General features: G+C 68.5%; 19 protein-coding genes and 1 pseudogene. 13 read left to right on the top strand and 7 right to left on the bottom strand.

Annotated features, from left to right (window positions below; translation table 11 throughout):
* The first annotated feature begins 13 nt into the window (after positions 1-13).
* The 4 genes from ACFY0U_RS38110 (at position 14) to ACFY0U_RS38095 (ending at position 4,716) form a co-directional block, all read left to right on the top strand.
* Complete coding sequence (locus ACFY0U_RS38110; protein WP_388643893.1) at positions 14-1,774, top strand: S8 family serine peptidase; 1,761 nt, start codon at positions 14-16, stop codon at positions 1,772-1,774.
* A 498-nt stretch (positions 1,775-2,272) separates the two neighbouring features.
* Entirely contained in the window at positions 2,273-2,836 is a 564-nt protein-coding gene (locus ACFY0U_RS38105; RefSeq protein WP_388643891.1) for a GNAT family N-acetyltransferase, read from the top strand.
* Between the two features lie 222 nt (positions 2,837-3,058).
* On the top strand, positions 3,059-3,574 hold the full coding sequence (locus ACFY0U_RS38100) for a hypothetical protein (RefSeq protein WP_388643889.1): 516 nt from the start codon (positions 3,059-3,061) through the stop codon (positions 3,572-3,574).
* 536 nt (positions 3,575-4,110) lie between these two features.
* Positions 4,111-4,716 (top strand): dihydrofolate reductase family protein, encoded by a 606-nt coding sequence (locus ACFY0U_RS38095; RefSeq protein WP_388643886.1) that lies wholly within the window; start codon positions 4,111-4,113, stop codon positions 4,714-4,716.
* A 159-nt stretch (positions 4,717-4,875) separates the two neighbouring features.
* On the opposite strand, the gene ACFY0U_RS38090 is transcribed toward ACFY0U_RS38095, so the two are convergent.
* On the bottom strand, positions 4,876-5,448 hold the full coding sequence (locus tag ACFY0U_RS38090) for a TetR/AcrR family transcriptional regulator (protein WP_388643884.1): 573 nt from the start codon (positions 5,446-5,448) through the stop codon (positions 4,876-4,878).
* A gap of 232 nt (positions 5,449-5,680) precedes the next feature.
* On the opposite strand from ACFY0U_RS38090, the gene ACFY0U_RS38085 reads away from it, so the two are divergent.
* Entirely contained in the window at positions 5,681-5,980 is a 300-nt protein-coding gene (locus ACFY0U_RS38085) for a hypothetical protein (protein ID WP_388643882.1), read from the top strand.
* A 271-nt stretch (positions 5,981-6,251) separates the two neighbouring features.
* Here the strand turns inward: ACFY0U_RS38085 and ACFY0U_RS38080 are convergent, their stop codons facing one another.
* The 4 genes from ACFY0U_RS38080 to ACFY0U_RS38065 all read right to left on the bottom strand — a co-directional run bounded on the left by ACFY0U_RS38080 (position 6,252) and on the right by ACFY0U_RS38065 (position 11,825).
* Complete coding sequence (locus ACFY0U_RS38080; RefSeq protein WP_388643880.1) at positions 6,252-7,319, bottom strand: alkene reductase; 1,068 nt, start codon at positions 7,317-7,319, stop codon at positions 6,252-6,254.
* 223 nt (positions 7,320-7,542) lie between these two features.
* Positions 7,543-9,432 carry a propionyl-CoA synthetase gene (locus ACFY0U_RS38075; protein WP_388643879.1) on the bottom strand — a complete coding sequence of 630 codons (1,890 nt, stop codon included), beginning with the start codon at positions 9,430-9,432 and terminating at the stop codon, positions 7,543-7,545.
* A 184-nt stretch (positions 9,433-9,616) separates the two neighbouring features.
* The gene (locus ACFY0U_RS38070) at positions 9,617-10,528 is read right to left on the bottom strand and encodes an alpha/beta hydrolase (RefSeq protein WP_388643878.1); all 912 of its coding nucleotides are present in this window, start codon (positions 10,526-10,528) and stop codon (positions 9,617-9,619) included.
* A 457-nt stretch (positions 10,529-10,985) separates the two neighbouring features.
* Positions 10,986-11,825, bottom strand: coding sequence for an alpha/beta fold hydrolase (locus ACFY0U_RS38065; protein ID WP_388643877.1), 840 nt, complete (start codon positions 11,823-11,825; stop codon positions 10,986-10,988).
* Between the two features lie 66 nt (positions 11,826-11,891).
* On the opposite strand from ACFY0U_RS38065, the gene ACFY0U_RS38060 reads away from it, so the two are divergent.
* On the top strand, positions 11,892-12,563 hold the full coding sequence (locus tag ACFY0U_RS38060; RefSeq protein ID WP_388643875.1) for a TetR/AcrR family transcriptional regulator: 672 nt from the start codon (positions 11,892-11,894) through the stop codon (positions 12,561-12,563).
* A gap of 148 nt (positions 12,564-12,711) precedes the next feature.
* Here ACFY0U_RS38060 and ACFY0U_RS38055 read toward each other — a convergent pair whose 3' ends face one another.
* The gene (locus ACFY0U_RS38055) at positions 12,712-13,335 is read right to left on the bottom strand and encodes a TetR/AcrR family transcriptional regulator (protein ID WP_388643873.1); all 624 of its coding nucleotides are present in this window, start codon (positions 13,333-13,335) and stop codon (positions 12,712-12,714) included.
* A gap of 150 nt (positions 13,336-13,485) precedes the next feature.
* On the opposite strand from ACFY0U_RS38055, the gene ACFY0U_RS38050 reads away from it, so the two are divergent.
* The 4 genes from ACFY0U_RS38050 to ACFY0U_RS38035 all read left to right on the top strand — a co-directional run bounded on the left by ACFY0U_RS38050 (position 13,486) and on the right by ACFY0U_RS38035 (position 17,196).
* Positions 13,486-14,481: an NADP-dependent oxidoreductase gene (locus tag ACFY0U_RS38050; protein WP_388643871.1), complete on the top strand. Its 996-nt coding sequence runs from the start codon at positions 13,486-13,488 to the stop codon at positions 14,479-14,481.
* Positions 14,482-14,547: 66 nt separating this feature from the next.
* On the top strand, positions 14,548-15,414 hold the full coding sequence (locus ACFY0U_RS38045; protein WP_359817706.1) for an alpha/beta hydrolase: 867 nt from the start codon (positions 14,548-14,550) through the stop codon (positions 15,412-15,414).
* A gap of 31 nt (positions 15,415-15,445) precedes the next feature.
* Positions 15,446-16,252, top strand: a complete 807-nt coding sequence (locus tag ACFY0U_RS38040) for a strictosidine synthase (protein ID WP_388643868.1) — start codon at positions 15,446-15,448, stop codon at positions 16,250-16,252.
* A gap of 113 nt (positions 16,253-16,365) precedes the next feature.
* Positions 16,366-17,196, top strand: a complete 831-nt coding sequence (locus tag ACFY0U_RS38035) for an enoyl-CoA hydratase/isomerase family protein (protein WP_388315852.1) — start codon at positions 16,366-16,368, stop codon at positions 17,194-17,196.
* 316 nt (positions 17,197-17,512) lie between these two features.
* Here ACFY0U_RS38035 and ACFY0U_RS38030 read toward each other — a convergent pair whose 3' ends face one another.
* Positions 17,513-18,226: an SDR family oxidoreductase gene (locus ACFY0U_RS38030; RefSeq protein ID WP_351613369.1), complete on the bottom strand. Its 714-nt coding sequence runs from the start codon at positions 18,224-18,226 to the stop codon at positions 17,513-17,515.
* 167 nt (positions 18,227-18,393) lie between these two features.
* Here ACFY0U_RS38030 and ACFY0U_RS38025 point away from each other — a divergent pair, with 167 nt between their 5' ends.
* The 3 genes and pseudogenes from ACFY0U_RS38025 to ACFY0U_RS38015 all read left to right on the top strand — a co-directional run.
* Positions 18,394-18,996 (top strand): TetR/AcrR family transcriptional regulator, encoded by a 603-nt coding sequence (locus ACFY0U_RS38025; RefSeq protein ID WP_388643866.1) that lies wholly within the window; start codon positions 18,394-18,396, stop codon positions 18,994-18,996.
* The gene (locus tag ACFY0U_RS38020; protein ID WP_388644022.1) at positions 18,993-19,280 is read left to right on the top strand and encodes an iron-containing alcohol dehydrogenase; all 288 of its coding nucleotides are present in this window, start codon (positions 18,993-18,995) and stop codon (positions 19,278-19,280) included. Before ACFY0U_RS38025 ends, ACFY0U_RS38020 begins: the two co-directional genes overlap by 4 nt.
* A pseudogene (locus tag ACFY0U_RS38015) lies at positions 19,238-19,579 on the top strand (iron-containing alcohol dehydrogenase); the annotation flags it as partial. The gene ACFY0U_RS38020 and the pseudogene ACFY0U_RS38015, both read left to right, overlap by 43 nt.
* Positions 19,580-19,608 lie beyond the last annotated feature (29 nt).

The raw sequence follows: 19,608 nt of genomic DNA, 5'->3' as shown, positions 1-19,608 counted from the left end.
GAGACGCACATTGGTGCTGGCTGCCACGCTCGGCGCCGCCCTCGCGTTCGGCGCCCCAGGCGCCGTCGCGGGTACGCTCCCGGTCGTCCCCTCCACCGCGCCGGCCGTGAAGGGCCACGCTCCGGCCGCCACGCCGGCTTCCCAGAGTGCGACCTGGGTGGCCGGCACGCGCGCCTACCTCGTGATCACCGCCCCCGGTGACAGTTCGGCGGTCCGCTCCGCGATCGAGGCCAACGGCGGCACCGTCTTTTCGAGCTTCGACGCCATCGGCGTGATCGTCGCCCACTCGGCGTCCAGCACCTTCGCCGCCACCATGCGTGGCGTCGCCGGCGTGCAGCAGGTCGGCGCCACGCGCACCTCCGACGTCCCGGCCGACGCCTACACGCCGGCACTCCCGGCGAATCCGGCCCAGGCCTCGACACCGGCCGGAGAACCGGTCCGCGCCGACATGAGCCAGATCAAGGCCGACCAGGCCTGGGCCGTGAACCCGGGCTCCGCCTCCGTCACGGTCGGCGTCCTGGACACCGGTGTGGATGACCAGCACCAGGATCTGGCGCCCAACTTCAACGCGGCCGATTCGGTCTCCTGTGCCTACGGCAAGCCCGACACCCGTGCCGGCGCCTGGCGGGACGTCGACACGCACGGCACCCACGTAGCGGGCACCATCGCCGCGGCCAAGAACGGCAAGGGTGTCGTCGGCGTGGCACCCGGGGTGAAGATCGCCGCGGTCCGGGTCGCCGAGCCGGGCACCTCTCTATTCTTCGCCGAGAACACCATCTGCGGCTTCGTCTGGGCCGGTGACCACGGCTTCAAGGTCACCAACAACAGCTATTACACGGACCCCTGGCAGTTCAACTGCCCGGACAACATCGACCAGGCCGCCATCATCGAGGGCGTCAAGCGCGCCCAGGAGTACGCCGAAGGCAAGGGCTCCCTCCAGATCGCCGCCGCAGGCAACGAGAACTACGACCTCGCCCACAAGACGACCGACTCCGCGAGCCCGAACGACTCGACGCCGGTCACCCGCACCATCACCAACGCCTGCCTCGACATCCCGACCGAGCTGCCGGGCGTGGTCACGGTCGCGGCCAACGGCACGGGCGTCACCAAGGCCTCGTTCTCCAACTACGGACAAGGCGTCATCGACATCGCGGCGCCGGGCAGCAACGTGTACTCCACCGTCCCCGGCGGTCGCTACGGCAGCAAGAGCGGCACCTCGATGGCCACCCCGCACGTCGCCGGCGTGGCGGCGCTCATCGCCAGCGCCGACCCGGGCATCACCCCGGCGCAACTGCGCGCCAAGCTGGCCGCCCAGGCCAACGACATCGCCTGCCCCTCGGACAGCCGCTGCACGGGCACGACGGCCAACAACGCCTTCTTCGGCGAGGGACAGACCGACGCCCTCAAGGCCGTCGGGGCCACCCCGCCGCCCGGCCAGTACTTCGAGAACCTCGCAGACTTCACCATCAACGACAACGCGACCGTGGAGAGCCCGATCGCCGTAACCGGTGTGACCGGCAACGCCCCGGCCACCCTCAAGGTGGGTGTGGACGTCAAGCACACCTACATCGGTGACCTCAAGGTCGACCTGGTGGCGCCGGACGGCACCGTCTACACGCTGCACAACCGCGCCGGCGGCAGCGCCGACAACATCGCCCAGACCTACACCGTGAACGCCTCCTCGGAGGCCGCGAACGGCACCTGGAAGCTGCGCGCCAACGACAACGCCGCCTCCGACACGGGCAAGATCGACGCCTGGAACCTGACCTTCTAGGCACAGCCCGGCAACGCCCGCGTACCGCACGCACAGCGCCGGCGACAGCTCCCCGCCCGCAGCCGCGGACAAGGCGGGCTGCGGTGTGTTCGGCGAGGGGTGCGAACTCCTGGGCGGCAGAGGGCACATGGGCCTCGGCGGCGGTGTACGCCGCAGCCGGGGCCACCGTGCCGGAGGCGTGATCGCCGATGGCAGGTTCGTGACCTCGAGCGATGACGGCAGTTGGCCGCGAGGAAGCTGCTGACGTCACAGCTGCCGCCTGCTTGCCCATCGCCGACTTCAACAGCGACAAGTGTCTGGTCGCACAGGGGACCAGCAACGGCTCGACGGCATTCCAGTACGACTGCCTGTCCTATGTGGACCAGTACTGGTGGCCCGTACCCAACACAGCACAGCTACCACACCGACGGGCGGAGAGGGGCTAGCGAGTAGCCGCACGACCATGACGCGAGCCTGATCGGGTAGGAGCCCCCGCGACGTGAGTGCTGGTATCGGGCGATGTCGGCCTGGCAGGATCGGTTCGTGATCGAAACCTCGGTGACTGTGCGCGACCTCGTTGTCGGTGACTGCCACGCTGTCCATGCCTTCGCCAGTCTGCCGGAGGCGTGCCGATACCAGGCGTGGGGGCCGAACACCGAGGAACAGACGCGGGACTTCGTCCAAGGCGTGGTGGAAGCCCGGTTGCAGTCCCCGCAGACGAGATTCGTGTATGCGGCCTGTCTCGACGGTGAACTCGTCGGGATCGGCGAGCTGAAGGTCCGTAGCCTGACCCACCGCCAGGGCGAGATCTCCTATCTCGTCCACCCCCGGGTATGGGGGCAAGGCGTGGGCACAGCCATCGGCGAGGAGCTTCTCGGCGCAGGGTTCGGGCTGACAGGACTGCACCGGATCTATGCGACCTGCGATCCTCGCAACATCGCATCAGCCCGGGTGCTGACCAAGCTCGGCATGACCCACGAGGGCCGACACCGGCACACCACACGGATCAGGGACGGCTGGCGTGACTCCGAAGTCTTCAGCATCCTCGACCAGGAATGGGCACACCGGCCCGCGCCCGAGTGATCGGGGTGCCCGCGCGACCTGATCCAGTTCTTCTCTGCGCGGGATCTCGAAGGACAACCAAGTGAACTGATCGCCGAGTTGGCCAGGCCGTGGACCGCAGTCCGAGACTCTGAGCTCGCCAAACGGCGTGGCCATGGCTGCTGCGCTCTCCCCGCTAGAATCCGCATCGGCGTGAAGCTCAGGGGAGGGCGTGTGTCGCGGGTGGTGGTTGGTGGCCAGCGCATGGAGATCGCATCCAGGCGGGTTGGCAAGACAGTCTGCTGGGTGATCGTCCTGATTTTGTGGCTGGTGTTCTGCGCCGACCTTCTGCGTGGAGTCTGGCACTTGGAGGCCTGGCGCCGCGCCGCCTTCTGCACACTGGCGGCAATGGGTAGCTACTGGGTATGGCGTTTCGGCCTGTGCGCCTACCTCAAAGCAAGCCCGACCGCACTGACGGTGAGGAACCGCTTCTCCAGGTGGCACGTCCCCTTCAGTGACATCGCCGACGTGACGTGGACAGCTGGTCAAGGGCCTGAACTTACGCTGCACAGCGGTCCTACGGTCCGACTCAACGCCTACGCGGGTTGGCCTGCAGGGCGTCTCGGTCGGCAGATGATGACAGACCTCAACGACGCACGGCGCAGGAGTCCGAGCGGCGTGGCAGAGATCAGTAGCAACCAACGAGCCAGCGGTATAGCCGAGTTGCTCCTTGTATCCGTCTGGGCGGTGTTCTATGTCCTCGTCCAGACGGGTTCGTGAGGTCGCCAGCGCACGCCTGCACGCATCAGATGGTGCCCGGCTGGCCGTACTCGGTTGTGGCCGCGCTGAGAGTGAGGAACGCGAGCTCTTGTCCGTTTCGTGGTTGAGGTGGGGGATGTGCAGGTCGGTCTCGTGCCGAGTGGCGGTCCTCCGGCGCGTCCCGCCGTCAGGGCTGTCGTGCCGCCTGGTTCAGGTGGCCGGCTGCGACCGGTCCACTCGACGGCTCGTCCGGTACACCGCCCGGACGTCCCGTGTCGCGGTGATGTCGTGCGCCGGGTTGCCGCCGACGGCCAGCATGTCGACGAGGCCGAGGCCTGTCCGGCCTTGCCGAGTGTGACGCAGCGGGCGTTGTGGCTGCGCGACACCTGCGGCATCTCGACGCTTGCTACCGGCCTTCCGGGCTCCTCCGAAGCAGTGCCGCTCCGCCGACCTGAGCCACAGCAGCGTCATGGTTTTCTCGCTGCTTCACAGCGCGGCCGATGAGTTTGTGGCTCCTGGCCGGTCCAAGCTCATGACACCTAGGAAGGGACACCACCATGTCGGAGCTTCTCGTTGACTTCATCACCTCCCTCGATGGCTACGCATCGGGCGAGGGGTGGCCCGGGTTCTGGGGCCTGGAGGGTCCGGAGTACCTCGGATGGCTCGGTGAGCAGCCGGAGGCCACCTACCTGATGGGAGCGAACACCTACCGCCTGATGTCGGGCTTCGCCGCAGGCGGGCTCCCGGACGGCCAGGACGAGTTCAGGCCCGAAGAAGAGGCGTCCGTCGACGAGCTCACGCAAGCGTCCAAGGTCGTGTTCTCCTCCTCACTCAAGGAGCCACTGACGTGGGCCAACTCCACGCTCGTCCGCGACGACGCCGTCGAGGCGGTCCGTGCCATGAAGTCGAACGGCTCGGGGCTCCTCAGCACGATCGGCAGCCTCAGCCTTTGCCGGTCCCTGCTACGCGCCGGACTCGTCGACCGCTTCCGGGTCGTGATCTTCCCGGTGATCACCGGGGCCACGGGCGAAGAACGCATCTACGACGGCTATCCGGACGTTGCCCTCGAGATGACCGAGCACCGCACCTTCGACGGCCGCATCCAGCTGGTCGAGTACAAGCCCAGCGTGCTCGAGCACCCGCCGCTCGGCGCCCCTGCGTGACGTCGGCCCCGTCCGCCGGTCTGGACAGCCCGACCGCGGGCTTCGACCGATGGGGTGCCTCTATGTCTTTGGTCAAGCGGGGAGGGCCTTGCGCCGATACTTCCCAGACCTGGGCGACGTGAAGGTGGGCCCACGAGCCCAGGCGACCGCCCGCTTTCCTCAGCGCATGAACGCCAGGGCGTTCTCGATTCCTTGCTCGAGCACGTCGTCGGCGAACTTCTGGTCGGAGAGGGCACGGGAGAGTTGCAACGACCCCACCATCATGGTGTAGAGGCCGATGGCCTTGCCTCGAACGGACTGCGGATCCGCAGGTGCAAGACGGGCGGCGATTTCATCCACGATGGCTCGCGCGCCGTCGGTGTATGCCTGCTTGGTGGCTTCCCCGCAGCGTCCGATCTCGTCGAGCAGGGCGGCAGAGGGACACCCGGTGTCTCGCTGGTCGCGGTGCTCGGGCGACAGATACTCGCGGATGAGGTCCTCGAGTCCCGGGATGCCGGGTCGTAGCGTGGTGTACTGCGCCACCTGAGCGTTCAGTTCCTCGGAGACAACGGTGGCGATCAAGGCGTCCTTGGAAGCGAAGTGTGCGTAGAAGGCGCCGTTGGTCAACCCGGCGTCGGACATCAGCGTGGAGATGCCGGATCCGTCCAGTCCGTCCTGCTTGAATCGTCGGCCGGCCGTCTCGATGATCCGCTGCCGCGTCACCTGTTTGTGCTCTTTGGCGTAGCGCGCCACTGGGATTCTCCGTTCGCTCCGTGAGGCCTCTTCCCGCGCCTAGCCTAATCCATGGGCTGACATACGTAATATTATGATAGGTAGCCAGATCTGTGCCTCATGGAGCACATGGGTCACGACCGCAGGCAGACGCCCGGTCCCGGCTGGGCAGTGACTTACCTCGGTGGCGTCAAGTGCTCCGCGGAACACTCGACGATGACGCGAATCGGTGCGCTGCTGCAGTCGGCCGATCGTGGAGTGCAACCGCACCCAGATCGACAACGGACATACCTACCTGCGGGAGACGGTCTTCGGTGACCCCGAGGAGCCCCGGCGCGGTGCGGCACTCGCCATCGTCGCGCAGGCCGAGGAGGCCATGGCCGCCGCGCTGTGCCGAGACGAGCGGATCACGGAGGGTGACGCCGCGACGCTGGCACACATCGCGTCCGCCGTGACGTTCCTCAGCACGGTGGCGAGCGTGAACATCGGCCTGAGCGTCGAGGGGATCGCGCAGGCCATCCGGAGGCGGGTCGGCCTCCTGCGGCCTGGCTGAAACGCGGCTGGCACCAGGGAGCTTGGTGGGCTCGGCCAGCTGGTGGGTTCAGGCCGTCGGGGTGTGGCCGCTCCGCCCGGCCGCGGGCTTGGTGGGGCGGGACCTCGGTGTGGTTGCCGTAGCGGAACATGGAGCGTCAGCGGCGGTTGTGTGTGGCGGGCTGCGGCGCGCGTCAGTGGTAGCCCGTGGTTCCTCGGGTCGCCCGGCCGTCGTACGCCGCAGCTGTGTCGAGGCGCCCGAGGGCGGTGATTCCCTCAGGTGCCGGCCTTTGTCAGGTGGTGAGGGTGGGGTAGTCGGTGTAGCCGGCTGCGCCACCGCCGTAGAAGGTGGCAGGGTCGGGGGTGTTCAAGGGTGCGCCGGCGCGTACGCGCTCGACCAGGTCAGGGTTGGCGAGTGCCATCGAGCCGACGGTGACGACATCGGCCAGGCCATCCGCGATGTCCTTGGCTCGGGTGGCCATGTCCGTGCCGCCCCGGTTGAGGAGCAGCGTCGTCGGCCACAGCTTCCGGAGGGTGTGCAGGAGTTCCTCGTCGCCGCCGTGGCCGATGTGCAGGTAGGCGAGGTCGAGGGGGGCGAGGGCGCGCAGGAGGTGCGGGTAGAGCTCGTGGGGGTCGCTCTCCACGAGATCGTTGATCTGGAAAGGGTTGCCGGGAGAGAGCCGGATGCCGGTGCGGCCGGCGCCGATCTCGCCCGCCACGGCCGCAGCGACCTCCACCGCGAAACGGATGCGGTTGTCGAGGGAGCCCCCGTACCGGTCGGTGCGCTGGTTGGTGCTGGGGAAGAGGAACTGGTTGACCAGGTAGCCGTTGGCCCCGTGGATCTCGACGCCGTCGGCGCCGGCCGCGATGGCGGCCGCGGCGGCGCGGCGGAAGTCGTCGACCGTCGCGGTGACTTCCTCCGTGGACAGTTCGCGCGGTACCGGCATCTCCTGGAGTCCGGACGGGGTGAACGTCTGGCCCGTCGGCTTGATCGCGGACGGCGCCACCGGCTGCCGGTGGTGGGGCGTGTTGTCCGGGTGGGCGATGCGCCCGGCGTGCATGAGCTGGATGACGATACGTCCCTCGGCCGCGTGTACGGCATCGGTGACCTTGCGCCAGCCCGCGATGTGCTCCTCGGTGTAGATGCCCGGGGTCGCCGGGTAGCCCTGGCCGTCGGCGGAGGGCTGGGTGCCCTCGGTGATGATGAGCGCGTGCGAGGCGCGCTGGGCGTAGTACTCGGCGTTGAGCTCGGTCGGCACGCCGTCGAGGGTGGCCCGGCTTCGGGTCAGGGGGGCCATGGCGAGCCGGTGCGGCAGGGAGATCTCTCCGGCGACGGTCGGGTTCCACAGGGCGTTGAGCATGGGTGATTCCTCGGATGATGAGTGGTCGATCGCTGAAAGCAGGGGGAGACGCCGCGTGGGCGTGATGAACCGGGGTCGGCATTCCTGCCTCCGGGCCCGATGGCGCACCCGTCATGACCCCTGCCGGCCGATCGATGTCGGCGTGATCTATAGAAGTACGAACATAATACTATGTGTGTGTGCGAGCCGCCGCAAGGGGGCGGCCGTTCTGCGAGTCAGCCGTTCACCGGGTGTGGCCGGGGCGGCGGAGAACAGGGCGCAGGGCCTCGATGACGCCGGGGTCGTCCACCGTGGACGGGATGGGTTCGTCGTGCCCGTCGGCGATGCCGCGCATCGTCTTGCGCAAGATCTTTCCCGAACGGGTCTTGGGCAGGGCGGCCACGACCGCGACCTCCTTGAGGGAAGCGACGGCACCGATGCGTTCACGCACGAGCTGGACGAGTTCGGCCTCGACCTCGCCCGGTTCGCGGTCGACGCCGGCCTTCAGGACGACGAAGCCCCGCGGTACCTGTCCCTTGAGGGCGTCGGCTACGCCGATGACGGCGCATTCGGCGACGTCGGGGTGGGCGGCCAGGGCCTCTTCCATGCTGCCGGTGGACAGCCGGTGCCCGGCGACGTTGATGACGTCGTCGGTGCGGCCCATGACGAAGACGTAGCCGTCGTCGTCGATGTGACCGCTGTCGCCGGTGAGGTAGTAGCCGTCGTAGGCGGAGAGATAGGAGGCGATGTAGCGGTCGTCGTCCTGCCAGAGCGTGGGCAGCGCGCCGGGCGGCAGGGGGAGCCGTACGACGATTGCGCCGTCGACGCCTGTGGGCACCGGTTCGCCCGAGGGGTCGAGGACGCGGACGTCCCACCCCGGCAGCGGGCGGGTGGGGGACCCGGGCTTGAGGGGAGCCGCCTCGATGCCCACAGGGTTGGCGACGATGGGCCAGCCGGTCTCGGTCTGCCACCAGTGATCGATGACCGGGATGCCCAGCAGATCGCTCGCCCAGTGATACGTCTCGGGGTCGAGGCGCTCGCCGGCGAGGAAGAGATGGCGCAGGCCGGTCAGGTCGTAGTCCGCGGTGAGTGTTCCCTTCGGGTCCTCCTTGCGGATGGCCCGGAACGCGGTGGGCGCCGTGAACATGGTCTTGACCTGGTACTCGGCGGCGACGCGCCAGAACTGGCCCGCGTCCGGTGTGCCGACCGGCTTCCCCTCGTACAGGACCGTCGTGGCTCCGACGAGCAACGGTGCGTAGACGATGTACGAGTGCCCGACGACCCAGCCGACATCGGAGCCGGTGAACATCGTCTCGCCCGGACCCACGTCGTACACGGCGCCCATGGACCAGTGCAGGGCGACCGCGTAGCCGCCGCAGTCACGCACGACTCCCTTGGGCTTTCCGGTCGTGCCGGACGTGTAGAGGATGTACAGGGGGTCGGTGGCGGCGACGGGAACGCAGTCGGCCGGCGGTGCGGCGGCGACCAGCTCCCCCCAGTCGAGATCGTCCGGGCCCAACGCGGCCGGCTCCTGCGGGCGTTGCAGGATCACGCACTTCTGCGGTTTGTGGACCGCGAGTTCGATCGCCTGGTCCAACAGCGGCTTGTACGCGATGACCCGCTCGCCCTCGATCCCGCAGGAGGCGGAGACGACCACCTTGGGGGCCGCGTCGTCGATACGGAGGGCGAGTTCACGCGGGGCGAACCCGCCGAAGACGACCGAGTGGACCGCGCCAATGCGTGCGCAGGCCAGCATCGCGACGGCTGCCTCGGGGACCATCGGCATGTAGATGACCACGCGGTCGCCGTGTCCCACGCCGAGCTGTGCGAGGGCTCCGGCGAAGGCCGCCACCTCGCCCCTGAGTTGTTCGTAGGTGTAGGTGCGGCGGGTGCCGGTCACGGGGGAGTCGTAGACGAGCGCGGGTTGCTCGCCCCGGCCGGCTTCGATGTGCCGGTCGAGCGCGTTGAAACAGACGTTGAGCCGTCCGTCGGGAAACCAGCGGTAGAAAGGTGCGCCCGAGGAGTCCAGAGCGCGTTGTGGAGCGACATCCCAGTCGATGCCCTCCGCCGCCTTCAGCCAGAAGCTCTCCGGGTCCTCGGTACTCAAACGGAAGACGTCCTCGTACGTTCCCATCGCGCACTCCTTTGTGGCATCGAGGGACGGTGGTGGGGCTGCTCGCGGAACGGTGTCGGACACAAGTACCGCATGCCGACAGGCATGGTCGAGCAGGATGCCGGAAACCGGCGGACCGATCGCCGGCATGGCGGTGGTGCGGCGCCCGGCCGTCGACAGGCCCGCCGTCAGGTACCGCTTCTGCTCACGCGCCGAGGTGCTTGCGCAGCCATTGACCCATCTGCTGGATCGCCTGGTCCACCTCGGGTACGCGCCCGGCGCCCAGGACGAACGAGTGCTGCCCTTCGGGCAGCGGGTGCACCTCGGAGGTGACCTTGAAGTCCGCGAGGCGGCGGCCGAGTTCGGCGCCGTCGTCGGCGAGGGTCTCGTACTCGCCGTAGTGGACGGTCGTGGGCGGCAGGCCGGTCAGGTCGGCGTTCGCGATGCTGATCGCGGGGTCGGTGAAGTCCACGGCGGGATCCTGCAGCCAGGCTCCTCGGAAGAGTTCGAGGGTGCTCCTGCTGAGCATCTTGTCGTTGTCCTCGTTCTCGTCCACCGACGCGTTCTGGATGGTGAGGTCGGTCCACGGTGAGACGCTGACGATCGCGCCCGGGGTCGCCTCCCCCTTCGCGAGCAGGCGCAGCGGGAGCATCACCGCGAGGGTGCCGCCGATCGAGTGGCCCGTGCTGCCGATGTTCCGCGGCTCGTAGCCCTGCGAGAGCAGCCAGCGGTAGGCGGTCTCGGCGTCGTCGAGCTGCGCGGGGTAGGGGTGTTCGGGCGCCAGGCGGAAGTCCACGACGAGGGAGCGGGCTCCGGCTGCCTTGGCGATGTGGCCGGCGGCCTTGCGGTCGGAGTGCATGGAGGCGGTGACGGATCCGCCGAAGTGGAAGTGGAGCAGTGCCTTGTCGGGGTCGGCGCCCTCGGGGATGGCCCACAGGGCGGGGACGCCGCCCGCGTCCACCTCGGCGTACGTGACGCCTTCCGGCTCGGTCGACGCCTTGTGGTTCGAGTCCACGATGTCGCGGATGACGGCCAGGTCGAGACCCGGTGTCGACGACTTCGCGCTCACGCTCGCGAGGAACTCCGCGAACTCGTGTGCCTCAGGGCTTACTCCCATGGTGGTACTCCTTCTCGGACGGGTGCGGTGCGAGGGTTCCCTCGCGGAAGCCGGGTCGCTGTGGTGGTCATGACGCTATCGGCTGGGTATGTGAAAGTAAACTTAGCTGGGGTCGGCGTCGCCCCATGGGTGCGCGGAGGCCCCTTGAGGGGCATCGGGCGTGGACGCTTCAGGGCGACTGTCGGTCCGGTCGCAACTTGTGGACCGGACCGTTCGGGGGGCGACGAGTGCGTGCAACGCGCCCGTGGCGGTGGGGGGCGGGCGCGACGGCCCGGTGGCCGTGCGCCGTGCCCGAATCGCGCGGGGTTCGCCTGTCGCGGCCTGCGGCGCCGGCAGGCCTGCCGGAATCGAGCAGATGGTCAAACCGGCGAGATCGGCGACGATCCGGCTGCCGGACTGTCTTCCGTGCCGTCATCGCGGACCAGGCGTCAGCGACTGCGCCGAAGCCCCGCAGGTGTTACTCGTCGAGGAACTGAATGGCGTGCTTCAGGAAGCGCTCGGGGTACTGGAACTGCGCTCCATGCCCGGCATCGGGGTAGATCAGCAGTTGCGCGTTGGGGATGTTCTGGGCGAGGTGCCAGGAGTTGATCGAGGCGATCATCACGTCGTTCTCGCCGTTGAGGACCAGCGTCGGCTGGGTGATCGCGTTCAGGAAGGCATAGGGATTCTCGCCCGGCAGCGGTTCCGCGTAGGCGACAACCGCTTCGAACTGGGCCTGCGCGACTGCGGGCGAGCTCGGCGGGTCCTGGTCGGCCCGCTGGTGGCGGCGCTCCCAGAAGGCCTTGCCCGCTTGCTTCGCGGCTTCCGAGCGGCCGAAGAACAGGAAGAGGAAGTCCTCCAGGGTGGGGACCGGGTTCAGGGCGTACTGAGGCACCTCGGGGTCGCTTGTCGGGTCCCCGCCGCGGAGGCCGGTGCCGAGCAGGAGGAGCTTGCGTACCAGCTGGGGGTGGCGCAGCGCGACCTCCTGCGCCTGGTAGCCGCCGAGTGAGAAGCCGAGCAGGTCGACCTGCTCCAGTCCCAACGCCCGGATGACGGCGGCGATGTCGTCGGCCATGTCCTCCATCCGGTTGCGCGGCGTGCCGGACGACGAGGCGATGCCGCGCCCGTTGAACAGGATGACCTCACGGCCTTCGGCCAGGCCGTCGGTGAGCAGCGGGTCCCAGTTGTCCATGCCTCCGCGGAAGTGCTGGAGCAGGAAGATCGGAACGCCGGAGGGCTTGCCCCAGCGTCGGTAGGCGAAGCGGTCGCCGTCGACCTCGATGTACTGGGTCGGTGCGGTCACATGGGTGTCACTCATGGTCTGGCCTTTCTGGATCAGGTAGCAATAGGATGACGATCGTAATTTAAAAAGTCAAGGCCTTTGATGTCGATCGACATCTATGTAGGCTTGACCGCCGAGCGTCAATCGAAGAAGGGGCGGCCGATCGTGCGGGTCACCAAGGCGCAGGCAGAGCGCAACCGTGCCCACATCGTCGCCACAGCCGCCAGGCTGTTCCGCGAGCGCGGCTACGACGGTGTCGGTGTGGCGGAACTGATGGCGGCCGCCGGGTTCACGCATGGCGGGTTCTACAAGCACTTCCGCTCCAAGGCCGACCTGATGGCCGAAGCGTCCGCACGCGGGCTCGCGCAGACCGCGGCACGGGCAGAAGGCGTGGACCCTGCCGAGTTCGTCGAGAACTACGTCTCCCGCGAGCATCGCGACGGCCGGGGTGACGGCTGCACCATCGCGGCCCTCAGCGGCGACGCCGCACGCCAGCCGGCGGACATCAAAACAGAGTTCGCAGCCGGGATCGAAAGCCTGCTGACGGCCCTTCAGGCCCAAAGCGCCACGGCGGGGGATGCGGACCAGCGCGCGACCCGCACCATGGTGATCGACATGCTCGCCCACTCGGTCGGAGCGGTCATGTTGTCGCGGGCATGCCCGGACGGTTCTCCGCTGGCGGACGAAATCCTCGATGTCTGCCGCAAGGAAATTCTCGCGTCATTGACACACGGCAACAGCGACCAGTCGGAGGCGCGGGGCCCGGGAGCCTGACCGCAGCCGAGTGGTCTTGCCGAGTTGCGCGGCGCGGATCGCGGTGACGTACCCGTTGTTCCGGCGCCGAGGGTGACGACGCCGTAGTGCGCGCTCATGACGTGCCCCCTTTCCAGGGTGTTCGATGGGTGGCGCGTGGAGCGAGTGGTCATGCGGCGCGGTGGTGGGGCGCCAGGGTGGCGTGGATCTGGTCGCGGATGTCGGCGAGCACGGCTTCGTCGCTGCGGTGCAGGCACACGGTGGCGGTCGTGCTGATGTGCATGATCGCGGTGATCACCCGCGCCAGCGTCGCCGCGTCGGCGGCGCCGATGTGCTCGTCGCGGGTGAGCAGGCCGGTGATGCCGTCCTCGAGACGGGCGGCAAGGGCCAGGCCCGCTTGCCGGTAGGGCTCGGCCGGGTCGCCGAAGACGAGTTCGTGCAGGTACGTGCGGCCGTTCTCGATGTGCTCCCGCACGCACTCCACGACGGGACGGATGAGAGTGATGACCCGCTCCAGCGCGCCCTGTCCGACGGCGGTGTTCGCGGCGGCGAGGCCGGAATCGACGGCGTCGGCGAACTTCTCGTTCTGCACCATGATCAGCAACTCGGCCTTGGTGGACGCGTACAGGTAGAGCGTCCCGATCGCGACATCGGCCCGACGGGCGACCTGCTGCGTCGTGACCTTGTCGACGCCGTGTTCGGCGAACAGCTCGCGGGCTGCGGTCATGATGCGCTCGCGCTTGGCCTGTTTGGCCCGCTCACGGCGCCCGATCGGCATGTGACCGCTTCCCATGGGGACCTCCCTTGACAATGTTTCTGAGTGGACTCATAGTTGAGTGTACTCGGATTGGTCGGGCGGGGCGAGACCCCCGGATGCCGCGCCGGGTTGGTCGGTCCTATCGCAAACGTGGATAAATAAGACAAATTCTAGGAGTGGCGCCCCATGCGAGCGTTCGTCATCACCAAGTACAAGGAGCCGCTGCAAGAGGCGGACGTCCCCGAACCCACCGTCGGGGAGCACGATGTGCTCGTCCGGGTGGAGGCCGCCGGACTGAACCCGCTGGACGAGAAGATCCGCGCCGGTGAGTTCAAGCAGATCCTGCCCTACAAGCTGCCGCTGATCCTGGGCAACGACGTCGCGGGCACCGTCATCAGCGTCGGGACGGCGGTTCGCGGCTTCAAGCCCGGAGACGAGGTCTACGCCCGGCCCCACCAGGACCGCATCGGCACCTTCGCCGAACGCATCGCCGTAGCGGAGGGCGACCTGGCCCTCAAGCCCGCCTCGATCAGCATGGAAGAGGCCGGCTCCCTGCCGCTGGCGGCGCTCACAGCGTGGCAGGCGCTGGTGGAGCGCGGAAACGTGCGCCCCGGGCAGAAGGTCCTCATCCACGCCGGCGCCGGCGGAGTCGGTTCGATCGCGATCCAGCTCGCCGCGCACCTCGGTGCGCACGTCGCCACAACCGCCAGCGGCTCCAACGCGGACTTCGTGCGCGCGCTCGGCGCGGACACCGTGATCGACTACCGCACCCAGGACTTCGAGCAGCTCGTGACCGGCTACGACCTGGTGCTGGACAGCCTCGGCGGGGAGACCCTCGAGAAGTCCCTGCGGGTGCTCAAGCCCGGCGGCAAAGCCATCGGGATCGCCGGTCCCCCGGACCCCGCGTTCGCCCGCGAGGCCGGCCTGAACCCGCTGATGCGCCTGGCGGTCGCAGGCTTGAGCGGCAAGATCCGCAGGCAGGCCAAGAAGCTCGGCGTGACGTACGAGTTCCTGTTCATGCGCGCCAGCGGCGACCAGCTCCGCCAGATCACCACCCTCATCGACCAGGGCGTGGTGCGCCCGGTCGTGGGAAAGGTGGCCGGCTTCGACCAGACCCCGCAGGCGCTGCAGGCCCTGTCCCAGGGCGGCATCCGCGGCAAGGCCGTCATCGGCAACAGCTGACCCGCCGCAACCGCGACGGGCGACACGAAACACACAGCGACACAGAACACGCAAGGAGAATCCGTCATGAGCAGCACCGACACCCCGAACGAAGCCGTCATCACCTCCTACGCGAAGGCCCCGGCCCGCACCGTCAGCGCCGGCGGCGTCACCTACGCCTACCGCGAGCTGGGACCGAAGGGCGGCATCCCCGTCGTCTTCTTCGTCCACCTCGCCGCGACCCTGGACAACTGGGACCCCCGCATCATCGATCCCATCGCGAAGGGCCGTCACGTCATCGCCTTCGACAACCGCGGTGTCGGGGCGTCCACCGGCCAGGTGCCGGACAGTGTCGAGGCGATGGCCGACGACGCCTACACCTTCATCAGGGCGCTCGGGTACGACAAGATCGACGTCTTCTCGTTCTCCCTCGGCGGCATGGTCGCCCAGGCCCTGGTGGTGAAGCACCCCGAGCTCGTCCGCAAGCTGGTCCTCACCGGCACCGGGCCCAAGGGCGGCAAGGACATGGACAAGGTCGCCAGAGTCACCTACTGGGACATCCTGCGCGCCACCTTGACCCGCTCGGACCCCAAGGAGTTCCTCTTCTTCAACCGCAACGCCACCGGCAAGCCCGCCGCGCGCGCGTTCGTCAACCGGCTCAAGGAGCGCACCGTCGACCGCGACGCGGACATCAAGACCAAGGCGTTCCAGACCCAGCTGAAGGCGATCAAGAAGTGGGGGCGCTCCGCCCCCGACGACCTGTCGACGATCACACAGCCCACCCTGATCGCCAACGGCGACAACGACCGCATGGTGCCGTCGGTCCTGTCGGAAGATCTGCACCGGCGCATCAAGGGCAGCGAGCTGATCATCTACCCCGACTCCGGGCACGGCGGCATCTTCCAGTACCACCAGGAGTTCGCCCCCGTAGCGGTCGAGTTCCTGGCTCGATGACCACCACCTGACCAGGAAAAAGGGCAACATCATGAGCACGTCACCGGCCGCCGCGCCCCTGGTAGTGAAGAAGGCTCTCACCTCCTCGATCATGCTGTGGGTGCGCACCGACCAGCCCCGCCAGACCGGCATGGACCACTGGAAGGGCCCGCACTCAGGGATCATCTCCGCCACCCCGGGCCTGGAGGAGTACCGGCAGATCCACCTCGCCGAGCACAACACGGGCCTGTGGCCGCCCATCGACGGCGTCCAGACCGCGATCCCCGCCGACCGGAAGATCGACGGCGTCGCGGAAGTCACCTTCCAATCGGCGCTTGCACCCCTGAAAGGGCGCAAGCAGACGAAGCTGGCCTACGCCGACGAGATCAACGTGTTCCGCCGCACCCTGCTCTACGCCGGCCCGCCGAACTCCTCTCGGTGGTACGACGTCGCAGGCCCCGGAGAGACGGTCGGTGCCCGCGCGCTGATCTACCTTCGCCGCAGGGACGGGGTCGGCGCCGGAGCCTTCCGGAAGTTCGTCAACGAGCAGCTCGCCCCGGCGCTCGCCGGCACCGGAGTGCTGACGGAGCTGCGCACGCAGACGTTCCTGCCCTGGATCGAAAAACTCTGGGACACCCCGGACGTCGCCCACGACAACCCCCGCGACCAGCACTTCCACGCCTCGGTCAGCCTCGGGTTCGCCGACACCGCAGCACGGGACGCCTTCTTCACCGGCAACCTGGTCCAGGACCTGGCCGACCGGCTGGCATCGCAGGTCTCCGCGATCCACGCCTACGACGTCACCGCCGCCCTCACCTACGTCAAGAACGGCGACATCCTCCCGCACTACGAGGAGTGAGCGGCGCGGCCTCTGCTCAGCCAACGCATCCGCGCCACGCTTCCCCGCCCTCCTCGCGACCCCGTCGCCGTCTGACACCCCTCACACATCCGAATCCGTATCCGGAGCCAGCCATGAGCGAGCACAGCACCATCCAGTACGAGCGCACCTCACCGCAGATCGCGAAGATCACCTTCGCCAACCCGCCCGTCAACCTCATCACCGGCGAGACCGTCCTGCGCCTCATCGAGATCGTCGACGAACTGGCCACCGACCCGGACATCCAGGTCGTGGTGTTCGACAGCGCCACCCCCGACTTCTTCTACAACCACTTCGACCTGGCCGCCGCCGCCGACTTCCCCGCCCCCGAGGACCCGGAAGCGGTACCGGCATGGACGAATCTGGTCCTCGAACTCTCCAGGGCGCCCTACATCACCATCGCGGCCATCCGGGGACGCACCCGCGGTGGCGGGAACGAGCTCGCCCTCGCCCTCGATCTGCGCTACGCCAGTCGTGAGAAGGCGATCTTCGGACAGCCCGAGGTCGGCAGCGGACTGCTGCCCGGCGGTGGCGGCGCCGAACGCCTCCCTCGCGCCATCGGACGCGACCGCGCCCTGGAAGCCATCCTCACCAGCGACGACTACGACGCCGACACCGCCGAGCGCTGGGGATGGGTGACCCGCGCCCTCCCCGACAGCGAACTCGACGCCTTCGTCGGCACCGTCGCCGCCCGGCTCGCCTCCTTCGACCGCACCTCACTCGCCTCGGCCAAAGCCCAGATCAACCGGGCCTCCCTGCCCCCGGACGCGGACCTGGTCGCCGCGTACGGCGAGTTCGCCCACTCCCTCACCCTCCCCGGTTTCCTCACCCGGGCCGCAGGCACGCAGGCCCTCGCCGAACAGGCCGGCATCGACTTCGAATACCGTCTCGGACACCACATCGGCGTCGCCAACCAGCAACGCTGACACCCGGCAGGAAGCGAGCACGGGCGCAGCAGATGCCGCGGCCGTGCTCGTTTCGTCGCGAGTCCCATCTGGGTCGTCGTACGCCTGCCCGATGGGGGACGATGGCGCGAAGCCCGGTCACCATCGAGGACGACCGAGGGATCCGGGCGCGGCCTGTACGCCGACAGGCCTGCGGGTGGTGTGGGGAAATGTCCTTGGTGGTCGCTGGGCAAACTGGACCGGATGGTGCTCGACGAAGCGCTCGCCGGGTATGGCCTGCGCCCGTGGCCCGACAGCCGCGATGGTCGGTCCTCACGATCGGGACCGAAGGACAAGTTCAGGCGTTCGTGCCGCGCAGATCCGGGTAGAGCGCCTCGACCGGGCCGCTCAGAGCCGCCTTGACCCCCTGGGTCAACTCGTCGGCCAGGACCTCGTACTCGCCGGCCTCGACCGCGTCGTAGACCGTCGTCACCAGCTGCGTCGGCAGCATCTTGGGTCCCTCGGCGTGCGCGGCCATGTCGGTGTCGACGTAGCCCATGTGCACACCCGTCACGTGGACGCCCATGGGTGCGAGCTCGATGCGCAGCGAGTTGGTGGCCGACCACAGTGCGGCCTTGGACGCGCTGTAGGCGCCGCCGAAGGCGTACCAACTGGCAACGGAGTGCACGTCGATGAGGATCGACCCCTGCTTGGCGGCGAGGATCGGTGCGAAGGCGCGGGCGAGGAGGACCGGTCCGAAGAAGTTCGTCTCCATGTTCGCCCGGATGTCCGCCTCGGTGACGTCCAGCAGGCTCGCGCTCGGCGGGGTGGCGCCCGCGTTGTTGACGAGTACGGTGACGTCCGCCGCGGCGGCGACGGCCGCGTCGATCGACGCGCGGTCGGTGACGTCAAGGGTCAGGGGGACGATGCGTTCGTCGTCCCAGGCGCGGGGGGAACGGGCGGTGGCGTAGACCTTGGCGGCGCCGCGAGCCAGGGCGTCGTGGACGAAGTGGGTGCCGATACCGCCATTGGCGCCGGTGACGAGGACGACTGCTCCATCGAGGGAGGGCATGGGTGTTCCTTCGTTCCAGGGGGATGTGAGGTGCGTGGCTCTGCACGGACGGAGCAATGACTGCTCGCCCTGCCATGGGAGAATGAGCACAGCCATATTCGAGCCCACGCAGTACCGAGTGTAATCATAACTGACTACAGTCAGAAACTATTCCGGAGGACACCGCCATGTCTGTCGCCCCCCGACCGGTCGGACGGCGCGAGCGGAACAAGCAGGAGAAATTCGACCGCATCGTCGCGGCCGCCACGGAGCTGTTCGCCGAACACGGCGTCGACGACGTCACGACCCAGCAGATCGCCGACAAGGCCGACATCGGCACCGGGACCCTGTTCCTCTACGCCAAGACCAAGGGCGAACTCCTCCTCCTTGTCCAGAACGCCAAGTACGCCGAAGCGCTTGAGCGGGGCCGGGCGGACGCCGAGACCGTCCCCGGCGTGCTGGACGCGGTGATGGCGATCGTCCGGCCGATCGTCGAGTGCAACCGCATCCAGATCGACAACGGACGCACCTACCTGCGCGAGATGGTCTTCGGCGACCCCGAGGAGCCCCGGCACGGCGCGGCACTCGCCATCGTCGCGCAGACCGAGGAGGCCGTCGCCGCCGTACTGCGCCGAGACGAACGGGTCACGGAGGGCGACGCCGCCAGGCTGGCACACATCGTGTCCGCCGTGATGTTCCTCAGCATGGCGGTGAGCGTGAACATCGCCTTGAGCGTCGAGGAGATCCTGCAGGACATCCGAGGTCAGGTCGACGTCCTGCTGCCTCACTGAACGCCGGCACCGTCCCGGATCCGACGACCGACTCGCTCGAGGCGGGCTTGGCCGTGGTGCGGGAACCCGGGGCGGATTCGGCGATCGGGTTCGGCAGTGGCAGCCCGATGGATACCGCCAAGGCCCTCGGTCTGCAGGGCGTCCAGGCCGGCAGGATGCGGGACTATCAGGCCCCGCACACCATCCTCGGCCCGGCGCTTCCGGTGATCGCGGTCCCGACCGGGCAGCGGCTCGGAGGCACGTTGCCCACGGTCTGCCGAACGCGATGCTCTTCCCCGCCGTGACCGCGTTCTCCGTACCCGCCGCCGAGAGCCGGTGCGCCGACTGCGCCCGCGCCCTCGGAGCCGCCACCGACGGCGACAGTGACTCCCTGGCCGCCGAGAGGTTCGTGGGGGCGCTCCGAGCCCTGTGCAAGGATCTTGAGGTGCCCACCCCAAGGGCCCACGGCATCGACAAGGACGAGTGGTTCCGCCTGGTGCCCCTCATGGCCGAGCAGGCGCTCGCGTCCGGGTCCCCCGCCAACAACCCCGTCGTACCCACCGTGGAAGAGATCCAGGATCTCTCCGCGCAGATCTACACCTGACCCCCGGCGAGTGAGGAACATGATGGCCA

Origin of the sequence: Streptomyces sp. NPDC001536, assembly GCF_042894505.1 — a bacterium.
GTDB lineage: Bacteria > Actinomycetota > Actinomycetes > Streptomycetales > Streptomycetaceae > Streptomyces.
The sequence above is the reverse complement of the archived record's forward strand: the minus strand, read 5'-3'. Positions and strand labels throughout refer to the sequence as shown.